Here is a 15,678-nt window from a genome sequence, read left to right as displayed (position 1 = left end):
GATCAAATGGCCATCAAAAATCGGGTGAAGGAACTCCGGGCACGCCACGGCCTCACACAGGGGGACCTCGCTAAAAAAATCGGTGTCACTAGGCAGACAATTGTATCACTTGAAAAAGGCAGCTATACGCCGTCGCTGCTGCTGGCGCTGAACATTGCAGAAGTATTCGGGGAAGCAGTGGAATCCATTTTTATGAAGGAGGAAGAGCAGTGAGAAAAGTATTAATTGAAACGATATGCAGTGTAATTTTTTATGTGCTGTTAGCAGTCACAGTTGGAAGTACGGTGCATGCCATGCAGGAGTTGACTGAAGGATATGAAGCACGTGAGCTGGATGATGTGCTTGGCAAAACGGTCAGCTGGTCAAATGAAATCAATATTGGGTCTGAGGGGATTACGATTGAAGATGTGCGGGAGGTGACTGATAATGAGACCGGTCAGACCGAAGCAGATGTGATCAGCGTCACAGTGAATTCTCTTCCATGGCTGCTGTTATTTCTCTTTACGATTCCATGGATGATCTACAGCTTTATCACGCGTGACCGTTCAGTATCGTTTAATGTATTTGCGACAAAGATGACTGAGTTTCAGGAGACAGATGAAAGAGAAGTACAGATTACCCGCGATGCGACAAAAGCATCTTACAAATCAATCGGAATCCTAGTGCCACTGCTTCTCGTACTGAGCATGTTTTATCCCCTGATCTACGGTTTCCTGCCAGCATATCCGGTATATCTCCTTGCAAGTACCATTATTATCCCCACCCTTGTATATGGTATTGTATGGATAAAAGAATACAGGAAATAAGCGTCCATCATACAACTAGTATAACTTTGAAAAAGGGAGGATTTTTTTCTTTTACAGAGAAATAAACAAGTATTACGAATGAAAGGATTGAGTCTATATGATCCACATTAAACATTCACTGATCGGGGAAAAAACAATACAAGACCTGTCTCATGATTACGATCTGCCTGAAGTGACAGAATGCCTGTTTTTAGCACGCGGCCTGAACGATACGTACGTGCTGAAAACAGTAGAAGACAATTATATCTTCCGTGTCTACCGTAAAGGGTGGCGGGAAGAGGATGCGATTTTATTTGAGCTTGAGGCCATTGAATTTGCTCAGCATGAGGGCATTCACTCATCTATCCCGGTAAAACGTAAGGACGGGCAGCATCTGACAAAAATTGAAGCGCCTGAAGGAACACGTTTTGGCGTGATGTTCACCTATTCAAAAGGAGAGCGCCCTGAGATTACGGAAGAAAACAGCGGCAGAATCGGCCGTGCTCTTGCGAATCTGCACAATGCGACTGACAAATTCAAGCCGTCAACCAGCAGAGGTTACGAACTGAATGTGAATCATCTGTTAAAAGCACCTGCTGCGATCATTATGAAGCGGCTCGGTCATGCATTGACTGAAGAACAGGAGACGCTGCTCCATGAAGCTGTCAGTAAGGTAAAGGAAGTGGCTGAAAATAAAGAGCTTTCCTATGGGTTCTGTCATGGGGACTTTCACAACTTCAACTTCCATTTACACGATGGCAATTTAGAAGCATTTGACTACGACTGCTGTGGTATTGGGTATCGTGCCTATGATATCGCAGTCTTCTGGTGGAATCTGAAAAACAATTATCCGCAGCAGGAAAAAACGTGCTGGCGTTCATTTTTAAACGGGTATGAAAGTGTCCGGAAAATTAATGAGCACGATAAAAAAGCACTGCCTTATTTTGTAGCTGCACGCCGGATCTGGTTCATGGGCATTCTTGCAGCGAATGAAGATGTCTGGGGACGCGCATGGATTAACGGACAGAATATGAATCACTTTTTCGGTCAGCTTGCATCCGATGTTAAATATTTTGAGGAACAGTAAAACTGCCGGGCTTCCCGGCAGTTTTACTGTTTTTCAAGGACATTTCATCAGTAATAAAAATGTCCCGGCAGACATAATATGTGTCAGTGTTTTCTGTTAATTGGCTGATTTTCAGCGAATTTTTAATGCAATTCCTTAGAGAGGTGTGATAGAATGAAAAAGAATTTAAATGAGAATGAGAATCATTTGCTTATAAATCAATGTTCACGGAAGATTTCAAGTTGAAAATCAGGAGTGAAAATCATGGAGAAAAATTTATTTGACGTTACGATTATCGGCGGAGGCCCTGCCGGATTATATTCAGCTTTCTATAGCGGTCTGCGCGGAATGAAAACGAAAATTCTTGAATACCAGCCTTATTTAGGCGGGAAAGTTAACGTATATCCGGAAAAAATGATCTGGGATGCAGGCGGTATGCCACCTGTGACCGGTGCTAAAATGGTTGAACAGATGATCGAGCAGGGACTGACTTTTAACCCTTCTGTCTACCTGAATGAAAAGGTTGAAACAATCTCAAAAAATGAAAACGGTCACTTTGAAATTAAAGCGGCAAATGGCAATTTACATACTTCAAAAACTGTTATTGTAGCAGTTGGAAGTGGAATTTTGAATCCGCAGAAGCTTCAGATCGAAGGCGCGGAACGTTTTGAAGTTACGAACCTTCACTATACAGTTCAGTCACTGAAGAAATTCAAGAATAAGACCGTTCTGATCTCAGGCGGAGGCAATACTGCGATCGACTGGGCAAATGAACTTGAGCCGATTGCAAAAAAGGTATATATCACGCACCGAAGCTGTAACTTCAAAGGACATGAATCCCAGATCGGCCAGCTGATGGGCAGTACGGCGGAGTGCCTGTTGAACACTCAGATTACCAGGCTGCACGCAAATGAAGCGCATGATGCAATTGACCGCGTTGAACTGACACACAGTATTACAAACGAACAAAGCTCGTTGGAAGTGGATGATGTCATCATTAATCATGGCTATGAAATCGATGCATCACTGATCAAAAATAGTGAACTTCCTATCAATATGGTGGATGAATATTTTATTAAAACAAAGTCCGGCGGCGAATCGAGCGTGCCGGGACTATATGCAGCAGGAGATATCTCCAAGCATGACGGTAAGCTGAACCTGTTGATGGGAGCATTCCATGATGCTGCAATTGCAGTGAATCAGGCGAAGCGCTATATTACACCGGATGCGGGGTCTGCTGCAATGGTATCTTCACATAATGATGTATTCAAAGAAAAGAACCGTGAACTTGCTAAGCAGATATAATGAAAAAGTCGGGGCTGCAATGTCCCGGCTTTTTATTATTCAAAAATGAGGAGTACTGAGTATCATAGAACCAAGCTAAACACAGTTATCCACACTAAACCCCTGCAGACACGAACATTCCATTCATCCACATGTGGATAATAAGTAACCTTTTTCCATCATATTCTGTATTTAATAGTGGATATGTGTATAAAGTATGTGAATAACTATTGCGGTTGTGGGCGAAATTATTCGTCTGAAGACTGTTTGCAACAAAAAACTGCCTGAGTATGACTCAGACAGTGCGGGGTTAAATACTATTGTTTTTTGAAATACCTGAATCGTCTCTGACAAGACCTTTGGTTTTAGCTTCATGAAGCTGATGTTTCAGTAGCGGATCATCATGTTCATGATTGTTATAATTGTCTGGATCATCTTTGCCGGTCATCTTATTCAATACACCCTTGACCTTATCACCGAAATCCTGATGCTTGTTTTCCATTGTAAAACACTCCTTAGGATTTTGTTTTTCATTTACCCGTTTACGATGAAGACAAACATTTGTCACATTTTGACGGAATGCAGCGGGATGTGACTTTGTTATGATTAAGAAAAATTGATCGGAGCGTTTTGGAATGAAATTAAAGAAGAGAGAGACAGCTGCAATAAAAGTAAGGGAGACATTCCCGCATTTGCTCTGTCCGGTATGCGGTGAACAGCTTACAGAACAGTCTTTGTCTATGATATGTGTGAACAGCCATCGATTCGATTTCGCAAAGAATGGTTCGCTCCACCTGTTAACAAAACCAATAAAAACAAAATATACAAAAGAGTTGTTTGAAGCCAGACATACTTTAATGAACAAAGCTGGATTTTTCAAGCCTGTGATGAATGAAGTGATGTCGCATTTAAGCAGCCGTCATTCTGGCGTCATTCTTGATGCTGGCTGTGGAGAAGGGACTCACTTGGCGCAGCTGATAGAAGGGCTGAATGATTTTACCGGGATTGGAATTGACCTTGCAAAAGACGGTATTCAGACAGCAGCACGTTATTACGATGAACCGATCTGGATGACTGCGGATCTGGCAAAAACGCCAGTAGAGAGCGGGTCTGTGGATATCGTTCTGAATATCCTGTCTCCTGCGAATTACCGTGAATTTACCCGGTTGTTAAAAGAAGATGGGGAAGTGGTTAAGGTTGTGCCCGGATCCGATTACCTGAAAGAGCTGCGCAAGCAGTATGTTGGGGATCAGTATAAGAATGATGAGACAGTTTCAGCTTTTTACGAGCATTTTAACGTGGAGAAAAAAATACCCGTTTATGTCACGCAGGTACTCGATCAAAAGGCCATCAGTGCACTTGTTGATATGACACCGCTCAGCTGGCACGCAGCACCTGAAAAAACAGCTTCTTTTAAAGCATTGAGCCAGACGGAGATGACACTGGATATAGAAATATTAATAGGCAGAAAAAAATGATTTTGTCTAACCTTCCATTATGATAGTCACCCTTGTATAATAACTATATTGGGTCTTTAGTATTATCAAATGATAGATATATGGAATAGATGGAGGGCGTAAGATCATGGATCAGCTGGCTTTTTATCATTTTAAGATTGAGTATGTACTGCTAACAATTATCTTTTCAATCATCAGCAGTACTTTAGCTATACAGTTCAGCAGGCGTGTAAAGTTCACCAGTGATAAACATAAAGAGATGATTCTGATCAGAAATGCTATGCTGCTGGGACTTACATTCTGGCTGACTCATTTTTTTGTCTCAATTTCAATTGATTTACCGCATGATGTAGCTTCATATGTTACCTATTCGATCATCAACTATACCATGTGTGTGATTGGCTCTTATGGTGCACTTAAGGCAGCCCAGTCAGTCGTAAAAAAGAACACGCTGAGATATTTTCTGATGAGTGGTGTGATTGCACTGAGTGTGATATTCGCTAATTCAGCAGGCTTTGCCGTTTTGTTCAGTGAATATATTGACGTGAAGCCGGTTCTGCTGATGATGTCTTTGTTTATGATTTACGGCATGTCTTTATCAATTTACCGTTTCTTACTGCAGATTACACATGAGAATTATGACCGTGCGCTGAGGAAATGGAAGGTGGCTGGTAGCATTTTGACGGGGGCAGCACTCGCAGGTGCTCCTTATATTATGCTGACCTCACTTCTCGATTTTTCAACGATAGCGTCTGCCAGCACTCCGCTCGCACTTGTGCCATTTTTATATGTAATTGCTGCAAATCTGGTATTAAAAGTCGTACCTGATCTTTACAGTGATCAACTCTATCTAAGAAGCACTGAAGTTTATACCTCACTATTCAATCATAATCCCGCAGCCGTTTTTTCAACGGATATCAACGGGAGAATTATTGATGTGAATAATGAAGCGATAAAATTGAGCGGGTATTCTTATGAAGAATTGCGTGGGATGAATATAGAAGAACTGTTTGAAACGAAAAGAAAGCATAATGTTGTCCGCTATTTTAAAAAGGTGTTAAGCGGATCGATGCCAAGACTTCAGTCAAGAATGATGAGAAAAGACCGCGGGTTTTCTGAAGTATCTATTACCGCAATCCGGACGATCACCAATGGCCAGGTGATTGGTGCATTTGGCATTGTAGAAGACATTACAGATAAGAAACGGACTGAGTCCCGTGTGGAATTTCTGGCGTATCATGATGAACTGACGCGTCTGCCTAACCGCAGGAAGTTAAATAAAGTGTCAGAGCAGCTGATAGAATCTAATGTTCCATTCAGTTATATTCTGATGGATTTTGACCGGTTTAAGAGAATCAATGATACATACGGTCATTCGTTTGGTGATCAGCTGTTAAAAGTAACGGGAAGACAAATACGTCAGATTGCCCGTAAGTATAATGCTACAGCAGTCAGGCTCGGCGGAGATGAATTTCTCATTGTATGTGAATCTGAACTTGCAGAAAAGGCTGCCCGTGATGTGCTGTCGGATTTTAATAAACCCTTATCTGTTGAAGGCACAGAAGTCATGATGACAGCAAGTATCGGGTCCGCGAGATTTGGTGAACATACATCGGACGCTGAAGAGTTACTGCAATATGCTGACCTTGCCATGTACAAAGCGAAGGAAGCGGGCGGTAATCAGCTCGTTGAATTTGATCAGTCCTACTCTGAAGACGCCGGAATGCTCCTTGGTATGGAGACAGAGCTCAGAAATGCGATTGGTGAAAAGGAACTCATGGTCTATTACCAGCCGAAAGTAGATTCGAGAACCGGCAGAATCGAGGGTGCTGAAGCACTTGCGCGATGGGATAATAAAGAAAGAGGGATGGTTCCTCCTGGAATTTTTATCCCTTTAGCTGAAGAAAGCGGGCTGATTGTACCGCTTGAACAGCACATTATCTATACAGTGTGTGAACAGGTCGGCGAATGGAACAGGAATGGCACTTTCACAGGCAGGGTGTCTATTAACATTTCATTGAATACCCTGCTGCAGGAAGAATTCCTGGGGTATGTGACCAGTCTGATGAAAACATTTGAAGTACCGGCAGAGTTACTGGAATTTGAAATTACCGAAAGACTTGTCATGAAGCAGGAGGAGTATGTGAACCGTGTGCTGCAAAAGCTGAGAACGCTTGGTGTGACAGTAAGTATTGATGATTTCGGTACCGGATACAGCTCCTTAAGCTATCTGCATAAACTGCATGTAGACAGTCTGAAAATGGACAGATCCTTCACACTGCAGCTCGAAACTGATCCGGGTGTTGCCGCGGCTATTATGTCAATGGCTGAAAATCTTGGACTGAGTATTATTGCTGAAGGTGTGGAGACAATCGAACAGGTCCATCATTTGCAAAAGCTTGGCTGTCACTCCATCCAGGGGTATTATTATTCAAGACCGCTTAACCCTGTTGATTTTGAAGGATATATGTCAACAAGAGAAGTCATTGAAGCGTAACAGGCCAATCCGAAATGAAAGACGCATTTTTCACTCAGATATGTCATACTAATACTATCTTATGTATGTAACTCGAAAAGGAGCGTCAATTGTGGCAATCGTCATTCGTTTTGTAATTTATACCGTTATTTATTTTGTGTTCTCGATGCTGTGGGATCTTGCGTTAGCAGATCAGATTAACTGGGGACCAAATGCTGTGCAATCCGTTCTATTCGGATTCTTCTTCACAATGCTGATGTGGTATTTTGAATTAAGAAGAAGAAAAAGAGAAGAAAAGTAAAAAAACTGAGACACTCACTTTACGAGTGCCTCAGTTTTTTATTTTGCTGCTTCAGTCAGTCCATGGATGGACTCAATGACTGCTTCGAGCTTGGCTTCAATTCTGTGAAGCAGATAGAGCGTCACAATAATTGGAAAGCCGACATCACTGATAAAAGAAATCCACTGTTCCATTCCCTCATTCCTTTCTGTGCCGGATTTTAAAAAGCGGTCAGCCTGAGCTGACCGCCTCTATTATTTACACTGCAAAATCTACTGCTTCAACGCCCCGTGATACGATTCGTGCGCTTTTAATCCCAGTCAGCGCGCCGGATGTGGAAAGAAAAAGGTTTTCATCAATGACCGTCTGCATAGCTGCCTGAACAGCGGCAGGATCAACAGGTTCAATAGGCGAGTCAACTGTCAGGGTCGTATTCCCGCCCTCAGATGTGATGAAGATCAGTTCTAGTGTTTTATCCATGTGTGTATCTCCTTTCTGATTTTAGTTGGTGATTAAAGCGTTACTCTGCCGGACTCGACACTTTCGATCTCAATAAGCTGATAGCTTGAGAGAACAGCAAGTGCTGCTGATGTGTTATACATTTGTTCAGGTGTTGCGTTCAGACGGATGCGGCTGTATGTCTTGCGTTTTGTTACTGCTTTCCCTTCACCGTTCAGACCTGCGTCAAACAGTAGTCGGATGCTGACATTTTTCACTGATACGTTTGCCATGTTGATCACCTCCTTTCACTCACTAGATCGTAAGTGTGGGAGGAAAGGGATACCCTGGGGTGAAGTTTTTTCTGTGGGGATGGGGTTCAGGAGATAATCGTGTGTGTTCAGGAGATTACGGGTGTGGTTCAGAAGATTTCTGCTGGTGATCATAAAATGACACGTGACGTTCAGAAAATTTTAGCGGTGGTTCCGGAGATTGCGTCATTGTACCCATCCGAAAGCACGTCCCCCTCACAATAAAACGCGCAATCCATACACAAAAAGCCCGGACATCCTTGTCCGGGCTTTCAATCTATCAAGCATTCTGTTCAGTTTTAATAGCTATAGCCGGACCGAAGAATTCAAAATTGATCTTTTCAGCCGGAATGCCGATTGCTGTCAGTGACTGGATCACAGCTTCCATGAAGGGTACCGGACCACAGACGAAGAATTCGCCATCGAGGTTGGCTGCCTGCTTCAGTACATCAGCGTTAATGAAACCTGTAAAGTCACCATCAAGGCCTTCCTGTTCGTAGACAATATAGCTCTTCCCGTTTGAAAGTCTGGCTACGGTTTCCTGTACATCATTGCCGAATGCGCGGACGTCCTGGTTACGCGCTGCATGAATGAATGTCACAGGACGATCGGGGTTTTTATCAGCGATTGACTTCAGCATGCTGTACATTGGCGTGATTCCTACGCCACCACTGATGAGTGTCAGTGGATGCTCATCATGAATATTACAGAAGAAATCTCCGGCCGGAACGCTTAGTTCAAGTGTATCGCCTTCGTTTAACTCATCATGCAGGAAAGTTGAAACACGTCCGTTCGGATCCTGTTCAGCTTCTTTTTTAACAGAAATTCTGTAGTAATCCGGTGTGTAAGAAGTCGACAGGCTGTATTGGCGGTTCAGCATATACTCATCACCAGGAATTTTTGTGCGCACTGTTACGTACTGTCCAGGCATAAATTCAGGAAGTTTTTCTCCGTCAGCAGGCTTCAGATAGAAAGAAGTAATGAGTGAACTCTCTTCTTCTTTTTTAGCGATTGTGAAGTTTTTAAAGCCTTCCCAGCCGCCTTCAACTGAAGCTGCATCGTCGTACATATCTTTTTCAATAGAAATAAATGCATCAGCAATGACGCCATACGCTTCGCCCCATGCAGTTAAAATGTCGTCTGTGGCAGCATCGCCTAACACATCTTTGATCGCCTTCAGCAGATATTCTCCTACAATTGGGTAGTGCTCAGGCAGTACGCCGAGGCTGCGGTGCTTATGTGCAATTTTTTTAACAGCCGGAATAATCGCTTCAAGCTGATCGATATGCACTGCGGCAGCGTATACGGTATTAGCAAGTGCTGTCTGCTGGCGGCCCTGTTTCTGATTCGCATGGTTAAAAATATTTAGTAATTCAGGGTGCGCTTCAAATAGCATTGAGTAAAAACGCGTCGTGATTTCAGTTCCTTTTACCTCAAGAACAGGTACTGTGGCTTTAACTGTATCGATTGTCTGTTGAGAAAGCATGTAATCAATCACTCCATTTAAAGGTGTATTTTGAATATATCTTAATGATAACCGAGTAAAATTTAAAAGCAATATATAAAATACATCTTTAATAAAATTGACACAACTGCGCTTTGTTTTGGCAGGGAGATGTCTTTACATGTATAATTGAGTCTCAATAAGAAATAGGGTGAGGTTAATGAAGTTAACTTTATATACAGACTACTCTTTGCGCGTACTGATCTATCTTGGCGCAAAGCCTGAAGGAGAGCTTTCTAATATTCAGGAAATTGCAGACGCTTATCAGATCTCTAAAAACCATCTGATGAAAGTTACGCATGAATTAGGAAAGCTTGAACTGATTGAGACAATCCGGGGCAGAAAAGGCGGGATCAGACTTGCCAAAAAGCCTGAAGAGATTAACGTCGGCCGTGTAGTCAGAAAAACTGAAGATCATTTTGAACTGGTGGAATGTTTTCAGCCGGGCGGGGGACACTGTGTGATTTCTCCTGTATGCGGCTTGAAACATGCGCTGGCAAAAGCATTGCAGGCTTATCTCCAGGTGCTTGACGATTACACGCTTGCCGACCTGGTACACAACCCGCTTGAGCTTCGCAGCCTCTTTCAAAACGATTAAAGACAAAGTCTTCTAGAGGCTTTGTCTTTTTTTATGGCTTTGTTAATGACCAATGTGGTTATAGCACAGCTGTTGATTGCAGCGGAAATCACCAGCCGGATTTAACAAAACCTTTTTTACATATTAACTAAAGACAATTCGTCATGGGTTGTTTACAATAGAATAGTAGGAATAAAGAATTAATCACTTCTTCAAGGACTATTATCATAATAAGTGAGGTTATCAAATGTTAACATTCAAGAAAAAAGAGTCTTCTCTCTACACTGCCCTTATGTCCTATCCGCCAAAAGAAGAAATTGCAAAATCCAAAACCGAATTGAATGACAGATTATATTATATGGGATTCAAGCAGGAGCATTTGCAGACGCTTCAGGAGCTTCAGCCAGTGATTACCTCTATTTTGGATGAAATATTAGAAACCGTACTCGATCATCTGATGAAAAGTCCCGAAATGGCTGTGATTGCCCGGGAAAAGACAACACGTGACAGGTTAAAAAAAGTATTTGCTGATTATTTCAGAAGCCTGCTGAGCGGCAATCTGGATGAACAATATTTTGCGATGCGTAAAAGAATGGGAGAAACGCATAACCGCTCCGGTGTTCCGGTTACATGGTTTCTGGCGACTTATTCCGCGTTCCAGACACTCTTGATTCCAAAAGTTGTTGAACAGCTACAAAAAAATCCGGCAGATCTTCAAAAAGCCCTGCTGGCAGTAACGCACGCAATGAACCTGGATGCGCAGCTTGTGACGGAGCATTATATGAAACTCCGGATGAATGCGATTGAAGAAGCGAACCAGCGCAATGAACAGCTGCAGACTGAAATTGCATCTGTCAGCCAAGAGGTTGCTGCTTCAGTTACCCAGGCAGAGCATACAATTGCAAAAACCAGTGAAAGTGCAGCACAGATTCTTGAAGAAACAGGCCAGACGGAAAAATCCAGCAAAAACCTGGCAGGGATCGCAAAAGAAAATGAAATGCTCATGAACGAAATGGAAAAACAGTTTGAGCAATCTGCTGAAAAAGTGGGACTTTCAGTAAAAGGTATGAATGAACTGAAGCACACTTCTGAAGAAATCATTAAAATGACTCATGGCATAGAAGATATTGCCGATCAGACAAATCTGCTGGCGCTGAATGCATCAATTGAAGCTGCTCGGGCAGGAGAGCATGGTAAAGGGTTTGCTGTTGTGGCAAGTGAAGTTAGAAACCTTGCAGAAAATGCGAAAGCACTGAGCGGGCAGATTAATGGTCTGATTGCACAGAATAACAATGGAATACAGGCCCTTGTTACGCAGTTGAAGGAGTTAAACGAAGAAAATAATGCTTCTCAGGATAATGTGAAGAAGGTGAAAACAGGCCTGTCCACATTCCAGATGGAGATGGAGAATTATCTTGAGATGTTCAGCAGAAATAAGCAGGATCTTGAAATGATTGTGTCATCGATTCAGGAAATTAATGATACAACTCACGGACTCTCAATCGCGACAGAACAGCTTGTTAGAAAAGCAGAACAAAAGTAAGCCGGCTACTCAGCCGGTTTTTTCTATGCATGCGTTTGCGGCTTCATTTGTTACTTACTGTATATTTCAGGGTATAGGGTAAGACTTGAAAGAATAAAGGAGCGGGTTGGAAATGGGAAACAATAGACCGGTTGTTGCACTGACTGGAGCGACAGGTTACATAGGTGGTAATCTGCTTGAACAGATTAAAGAAAAGGCAGACGTGATTGCATTGTCCAGAAGCGGTGATGAAAAGGAAAATACAGAACAGGTCACATGGCGTTCTGCAGATTTCTTTTCGATGCCTGACGCAGAAAAAGCACTTGAGGGAGCAGACTACGCGATCTATCTGATCCACTCCATGAAGCCAGCGGCAAAGTTAACGCAGGCTAAATTTGAAGATATGGATCTGATTCTTGCAGATAACTTTGCCCGTGCAGCAAAAAAGCAGGGAGTGAAGCAGATCATTTATCTGAGCGGTATCGTGCCTCAAAATGAAGAGCGCAATAAATTAAGCCGCCATCTGCGCAGCAGACTTGAAGTCGAAAAGGTTCTCAGAGCTTACGGCACACCGGTTACTACGATTCGTGCCGGGCTGATTGTCGGACCAAAGGGCTCCTCTTTCCCGATTCTGTCAAAGCTTGCGAAGAGGCTGCCTTTCATGCTGCTGCCAAAATGGACACGTACAAAAACACATCCGATTGCCCTTAAAGATGTTGTCGGATCACTGAATAAGAGCGTAGGCAATGAAGAAGTAAAAGACCGGTCAATTGATGTCGGCGGACCTGAAGTGATGACGTATAAGGAAATGATGATCCAGACAGCTGAAGTGCTGGGTAAAAAACCAAGAGTCATTGACGTCCCATTCATGACCGTCAACCTGTCGCGTCTATGGGTGATGCTGATTACGGGTGCTTCAAAAGAAATGGTCTATCCGCTAGTGGAAAGCCTCCAGCATCCGATGGTAGCGAAAAATAAAGCTGACGGCATCAGTGAGGGAACCATCACTTTTAAAGAAGCTGCTAAAACCGCACTCCAGGAAGAAGAGGAGGATTCAGGTGCGCCGGATTATCTGAAGCCGAATCCAAAAGGTAAAGACGTGCGCTCTGTTCAGCGTGTGATGCTCCCTGACGGAAAGAACGCAGAGTGGGCTGGTGAAGAATATATGGACTGGCTTGCAACGCTTGCAAAACCGCTTTTATGGACAGAAGTGGATGATGCCAAAAAAGGACAGGTGTTTTTAATCAGTAAAAAGAAACCGCTGCTGGAATTATCATTCGCACCTGATGAAAGTGATCAGCACAGAGTCCTTTATAAAATCACCGGCGGCCGTTTTGCTTCTGTTCGGGATGACAGCCGCGGAAGAATTGAATTCAGGCAAATTCCTGACACGCAGGAATGTATTATCGCGATACATGAATATGAACCGGCGATGCCCTGGTTTATTTACCGGTACACCCAGGCGAATGTACATTTAATTGTCATGTATTTATTTAAAAAACATTTGGAAAGATTAATGAAGAGTGAGCGGCACCATGAAGATGAAGGTGCTGAAAAACAGATAGTGGAAGCTTAGGAGGGATTCAATATGTTCAGGCAGAGGTGGAAATTGATCCTGCTTTTCTTTTCAATCTTCTTCTTTTTCCTGACAGTAGTCAGTCTGCTGGTGACCAGCGCTGGAGGAGCCCCGATCAGTGGCAGTATTTATGAAACCAATCTGCTGTTGAGTATGGCATTGCTGTTTATGGTTTTATATATTGCTGCCAGGTTTAGAAGAAAAGAATAGTGCACAAAAAGAAGGCTGGATACACAGCCTTCTTTTTATATACTGATGACGAAATAAATAGCAAAAAGAACGGCCACAATCAATACAAAAACACCCAGCAGAATCACTGTGTAGCGTGAAGAATGAAAGGTCTGATTATTGATGGATTTTGCATTTTTAAAGTAAGAAATCATTGATAAAATAATCGTTAATATGCCAAGAAACACTGAAAAAAAGCCGATGAAATTAATAAATGAATCCGTATTTAAAGATCCGGACGTTTCAATTGTATAATGAAGGTTAGTTACCAAAAACCCGATTCCGATCAAAGCAATCGCTGTTCTGATCCACGCGAGCATTGTTCTTTCATTAGCCAGGTGCTGCTGAATCAGTGTCTTTTCCACATCAGGATCCTTTTTCATAGAGAAGCTCCTTTACATACCCTTTTAGCTTATATTTTCCCGTATTACTGTTATAAAATCAAAAACTCCTGCCTTTCCAGACAGGAGTTTTTGTCAGTCTTCGTGTTTCATAAATGCAAGCAGTGCAAACAGGATGAAGCTGACGAGCAGTGTCACACCGCCACCGATATAGACAATAAAATAAAACGGCTGAGGAACTGAAAATATATCCATGATCATTCCTGATGTTAAGCCGACTGTACCAATGATTGCTGTATATACATGGGCAGTGGCAAGTTTTGTGGATACCGGTTTGAATACGCGGTAATAGACTGCCCATGAAAATAAAGAAAGCCATCCTACAACAAGAATATGTGCGTGGGCTGCTCTGAAGGCATAGTCATAGGAGCCGGCCATATGACCGCCGATCCCTGCACCAATCATGCCGAAGATCGCTGCAGTTTTTAATAATAAGTTGCTGTGCTTTTTATGCATCACGAACTCTCTCCTTCATTAAATTGCTCACCATTCCATTTTAGCGGGAAATAGGGATGGTTACCAGCCATCATTATGACAATTAGAAGAAGTCATTCAATCAAAAGGCCCGGACGTAAAAGTCCGGGCCTGTTCTTATGCATTCTGATGTTCTCTTACAGGGAACCAGCCCTTCGTGTTCACGATTGCCTGCCATAGCGGCTCCGGAACAGTCAGTGTTTCGCGGTCATCTACTGACAGCGTAGTTCTGATATCATTTTCACGGCCGGCTTCAACCTTTTGAATCCAATCAGGTTCAACAATGATTTCGCGACCAAGCGCCATTAACGGCACGCCGCCTTCCATTGCCTTTTCAACGTCATCAGGCGTATGAAGTGAACCTACACCAATAATCGGCAGCTGATTACCGACACGGTCTTGAATCAGTTGAACGCGTGATGCAGTGTCTGATTCATCTCGCATTGATCCCTGATGGAAGTCCTGTACTGAAACGTGAAGATAGTGAAGGTCCTCTTTTGCAAGACGATCTGTAAATGTCAGCGTATCTTCCATTGTAATACCAGGTTCTTCACGTTCTTCCGGTGACAGACGGTATCCAACGATAAATGAATCGCTGCCAAATTCTTTCACCGTTTTGTTCACTTCATCAATAACAGCAAGCGGGAACGCCATTCGTTTCTCAACAGAACCGCCCCATTTGTCATCACGTCTGTTTGAGTGAGGAGAGAAGAACTGCTGAATCAGGTACGTATTGGCGCCATGAATCTCAACACCGTCAAACCCTGCTTCAATCGCACGGCGCGTAGCATCACCGAAAGCTTTGATAATCTGTTCAATTTCATCATTAGTCAATTCGCGCGGTGTCATTGCGCCTTCACGGACGGGTGCAACTGCACTGGCACTGACTGTCTGATTATCCGGTAGCAGCTCAGGAGGTGACATTCTGCCTGCGTGGAAAATCTGCAGAATTGCTTTTGCGCCTTCACCTTTAATCGTATCAGCCAGCTTTTTCAGACTTGGTACCAGGTCATCGCGATGTGCACCGATCTCCCCATGGAATCCTTTACCGTCGTCAGTTACGTTTGCTACAGCTGTTAAAACAGCACCTACACCACCTGAACGTACACGGTAGTATTCAAGTTCTTCCTCTGTGACTTCACCGTTATCCTGTGAAGAAAAATTCGTCATAGGCGCCATCAGCACTCTATTTTTAAGTGTTACACCATTTTTAAATGTAAATGAATCTAAAAATTTTCTAGTCATATCATTAGCCTCCTCTTTAATGTGGCAAAGTGTAATTACAACACGAGGATTATT

The 15,678-nt window shown here is 43.0% G+C and carries 19 protein-coding genes; 11 read left to right on the top strand and 8 right to left on the bottom strand.

Annotated elements, in window-relative coordinates; all coding sequences use genetic code 11:
- The first annotated feature begins 6 nt into the window (after positions 1 to 6).
- The 4 genes from KP77_RS04195 to KP77_RS04180 all read left to right on the top strand — a co-directional run bounded on the left by KP77_RS04195 (position 7) and on the right by KP77_RS04180 (position 3,156).
- Positions 7 to 213: a helix-turn-helix transcriptional regulator gene (locus KP77_RS04195; protein ID WP_041121467.1), complete on the top strand. Its 207-nt coding sequence runs from the start codon at positions 7 to 9 to the stop codon at positions 211 to 213.
- A complete protein-coding gene (locus KP77_RS17485) occupies positions 210 to 806 on the top strand; it encodes a hypothetical protein (protein ID WP_052473956.1) in 597 nt (198 codons plus the stop codon). The genes KP77_RS04195 and KP77_RS17485 overlap by 4 nt, the downstream gene beginning before the upstream one ends.
- Positions 807 to 903: 97 nt before the next feature.
- Positions 904 to 1,872 (top strand): phosphotransferase, encoded by a 969-nt coding sequence (locus KP77_RS04185; protein ID WP_041121466.1) that lies wholly within the window; start codon positions 904 to 906, stop codon positions 1,870 to 1,872.
- Between the two features lie 243 nt (positions 1,873 to 2,115).
- Positions 2,116 to 3,156: an NAD(P)/FAD-dependent oxidoreductase gene (locus tag KP77_RS04180; protein ID WP_041121465.1), complete on the top strand. Its 1,041-nt coding sequence runs from the start codon at positions 2,116 to 2,118 to the stop codon at positions 3,154 to 3,156.
- 289 nt (positions 3,157 to 3,445) lie between these two features.
- Here KP77_RS04180 and KP77_RS04175 read toward each other — a convergent pair whose 3' ends face one another.
- Positions 3,446 to 3,637, bottom strand: coding sequence for a hypothetical protein (locus tag KP77_RS04175; protein ID WP_041121464.1), 192 nt, complete (start codon positions 3,635 to 3,637; stop codon positions 3,446 to 3,448).
- Between the two features lie 133 nt (positions 3,638 to 3,770).
- Here KP77_RS04175 and KP77_RS04170 point away from each other — a divergent pair, with 133 nt between their 5' ends.
- From KP77_RS04170 to KP77_RS04160, 3 genes are all read left to right on the top strand, one after another.
- Positions 3,771 to 4,613: a putative RNA methyltransferase gene (locus KP77_RS04170; protein WP_052473955.1), complete on the top strand. Its 843-nt coding sequence runs from the start codon at positions 3,771 to 3,773 to the stop codon at positions 4,611 to 4,613.
- Positions 4,614 to 4,719: 106 nt separating this feature from the next.
- Positions 4,720 to 7,089, top strand: coding sequence for a putative bifunctional diguanylate cyclase/phosphodiesterase (locus KP77_RS04165; RefSeq protein ID WP_041121463.1), 2,370 nt, complete (start codon positions 4,720 to 4,722; stop codon positions 7,087 to 7,089).
- Between the two features lie 91 nt (positions 7,090 to 7,180).
- Positions 7,181 to 7,369 (top strand): hypothetical protein, encoded by a 189-nt coding sequence (locus KP77_RS04160; RefSeq protein WP_041121462.1) that lies wholly within the window; start codon positions 7,181 to 7,183, stop codon positions 7,367 to 7,369.
- 38 nt (positions 7,370 to 7,407) lie between these two features.
- Here KP77_RS04160 and KP77_RS17785 read toward each other — a convergent pair whose 3' ends face one another.
- From KP77_RS17785 to hmpA, 4 genes are all read right to left on the bottom strand, one after another.
- Positions 7,408 to 7,542, bottom strand: coding sequence for a YvrJ family protein (locus tag KP77_RS17785; RefSeq protein ID WP_084218580.1), 135 nt, complete (start codon positions 7,540 to 7,542; stop codon positions 7,408 to 7,410).
- 64 nt (positions 7,543 to 7,606) lie between these two features.
- Complete coding sequence (locus KP77_RS04155) at positions 7,607 to 7,828, bottom strand: DUF2922 domain-containing protein (RefSeq protein WP_041121461.1); 222 nt, start codon at positions 7,826 to 7,828, stop codon at positions 7,607 to 7,609.
- Between the two features lie 32 nt (positions 7,829 to 7,860).
- The gene (locus KP77_RS04150; RefSeq protein WP_041121460.1) at positions 7,861 to 8,079 is read right to left on the bottom strand and encodes a DUF1659 domain-containing protein; all 219 of its coding nucleotides are present in this window, start codon (positions 8,077 to 8,079) and stop codon (positions 7,861 to 7,863) included.
- Between the two features lie 298 nt (positions 8,080 to 8,377).
- Positions 8,378 to 9,583 (bottom strand): NO-inducible flavohemoprotein, encoded by a 1,206-nt coding sequence (gene hmpA / locus KP77_RS04145; protein WP_041121459.1) that lies wholly within the window; start codon positions 9,581 to 9,583, stop codon positions 8,378 to 8,380.
- 178 nt (positions 9,584 to 9,761) lie between these two features.
- On the opposite strand from hmpA, the gene KP77_RS04140 reads away from it, so the two are divergent.
- From KP77_RS04140 to KP77_RS04125, 4 genes are all read left to right on the top strand, one after another.
- Positions 9,762 to 10,199, top strand: coding sequence for an Rrf2 family transcriptional regulator (locus tag KP77_RS04140; RefSeq protein WP_041121458.1), 438 nt, complete (start codon positions 9,762 to 9,764; stop codon positions 10,197 to 10,199).
- Positions 10,200 to 10,425: 226 nt separating this feature from the next.
- Positions 10,426 to 11,721 (top strand): globin-coupled sensor protein, encoded by a 1,296-nt coding sequence (locus KP77_RS18665; RefSeq protein ID WP_041121457.1) that lies wholly within the window; start codon positions 10,426 to 10,428, stop codon positions 11,719 to 11,721.
- Positions 11,722 to 11,833: 112 nt separating this feature from the next.
- Positions 11,834 to 13,276, top strand: a complete 1,443-nt coding sequence (locus KP77_RS04130; protein ID WP_041121456.1) for an NAD(P)H-binding protein — start codon at positions 11,834 to 11,836, stop codon at positions 13,274 to 13,276.
- 12 nt (positions 13,277 to 13,288) lie between these two features.
- Positions 13,289 to 13,486, top strand: coding sequence for a hypothetical protein (locus tag KP77_RS04125; RefSeq protein ID WP_041121455.1), 198 nt, complete (start codon positions 13,289 to 13,291; stop codon positions 13,484 to 13,486).
- Between the two features lie 35 nt (positions 13,487 to 13,521).
- Here the strand turns inward: KP77_RS04125 and KP77_RS04120 are convergent, their stop codons facing one another.
- The 3 genes from KP77_RS04120 to KP77_RS04110 form a co-directional block, all read right to left on the bottom strand.
- Positions 13,522 to 13,887, bottom strand: coding sequence for a YidH family protein (locus KP77_RS04120; RefSeq protein WP_041121454.1), 366 nt, complete (start codon positions 13,885 to 13,887; stop codon positions 13,522 to 13,524).
- A gap of 93 nt (positions 13,888 to 13,980) precedes the next feature.
- On the bottom strand, positions 13,981 to 14,361 hold the full coding sequence (locus tag KP77_RS04115; RefSeq protein WP_041121453.1) for a hypothetical protein: 381 nt from the start codon (positions 14,359 to 14,361) through the stop codon (positions 13,981 to 13,983).
- Between the two features lie 135 nt (positions 14,362 to 14,496).
- Positions 14,497 to 15,624: an NADH-dependent flavin oxidoreductase gene (locus KP77_RS04110; protein WP_041121452.1), complete on the bottom strand. Its 1,128-nt coding sequence runs from the start codon at positions 15,622 to 15,624 to the stop codon at positions 14,497 to 14,499.
- Positions 15,625 to 15,678: the final 54 nt, after the last annotated feature.

The sequence above is a fragment of the Jeotgalibacillus alimentarius genome (assembly GCF_000829445.1).
Classification (GTDB): Bacteria; Bacillota; Bacilli; order Bacillales; family Jeotgalibacillaceae; genus Jeotgalibacillus; species Jeotgalibacillus alimentarius.
This window is presented reverse-complemented; position numbering and strand designations above follow the sequence as displayed.

Bases quoted from the DNA above. Each gene is read 5' to 3' on its own strand.
- KP77_RS04150 (WP_041121460.1), bottom strand. From the start codon at position 8,079: ATGGCAAACGTATCAGTGAAAAATGTCAGCATCCGACTACTGTTTGAC.
- KP77_RS04175 (WP_041121464.1), bottom strand. From the start codon at position 3,637: ATGGAAAACAAGCATCAGGATTTCGGTGATAAGGTCAAGGGTGTATTG.
- KP77_RS04125 (WP_041121455.1), top strand. From the start codon at position 13,289: ATGTTCAGGCAGAGGTGGAAATTGATCCTGCTTTTCTTTTCAATCTTC.
- KP77_RS04140 (WP_041121458.1), top strand. From the start codon at position 9,762: ATGAAGTTAACTTTATATACAGACTACTCTTTGCGCGTACTGATCTAT.
- KP77_RS04130 (WP_041121456.1), top strand. From the start codon at position 11,834: ATGGGAAACAATAGACCGGTTGTTGCACTGACTGGAGCGACAGGTTAC.
- KP77_RS17785 (WP_084218580.1), bottom strand. From the start codon at position 7,542: ATGGAACAGTGGATTTCTTTTATCAGTGATGTCGGCTTTCCAATTATT.
- KP77_RS04155 (WP_041121461.1), bottom strand. From the start codon at position 7,828: ATGGATAAAACACTAGAACTGATCTTCATCACATCTGAGGGCGGGAAT.
- KP77_RS04195 (WP_041121467.1), top strand. From the start codon at position 7: ATGGCCATCAAAAATCGGGTGAAGGAACTCCGGGCACGCCACGGCCTC.
- KP77_RS04165 (WP_041121463.1), top strand. From the start codon at position 4,720: ATGGATCAGCTGGCTTTTTATCATTTTAAGATTGAGTATGTACTGCTA.
- KP77_RS04185 (WP_041121466.1), top strand. From the start codon at position 904: ATGATCCACATTAAACATTCACTGATCGGGGAAAAAACAATACAAGAC.
- KP77_RS04115 (WP_041121453.1), bottom strand. From the start codon at position 14,361: ATGCATAAAAAGCACAGCAACTTATTATTAAAAACTGCAGCGATCTTC.
- KP77_RS04120 (WP_041121454.1), bottom strand. From the start codon at position 13,887: ATGAAAAAGGATCCTGATGTGGAAAAGACACTGATTCAGCAGCACCTG.
- KP77_RS18665 (WP_041121457.1), top strand. From the start codon at position 10,426: ATGTTAACATTCAAGAAAAAAGAGTCTTCTCTCTACACTGCCCTTATG.
- KP77_RS04110 (WP_041121452.1), bottom strand. From the start codon at position 15,624: ATGACTAGAAAATTTTTAGATTCATTTACATTTAAAAATGGTGTAACA.
- KP77_RS04180 (WP_041121465.1), top strand. From the start codon at position 2,116: ATGGAGAAAAATTTATTTGACGTTACGATTATCGGCGGAGGCCCTGCC.
- KP77_RS04170 (WP_052473955.1), top strand. From the start codon at position 3,771: ATGAAATTAAAGAAGAGAGAGACAGCTGCAATAAAAGTAAGGGAGACA.
- hmpA (WP_041121459.1), bottom strand. From the start codon at position 9,583: ATGCTTTCTCAACAGACAATCGATACAGTTAAAGCCACAGTACCTGTT.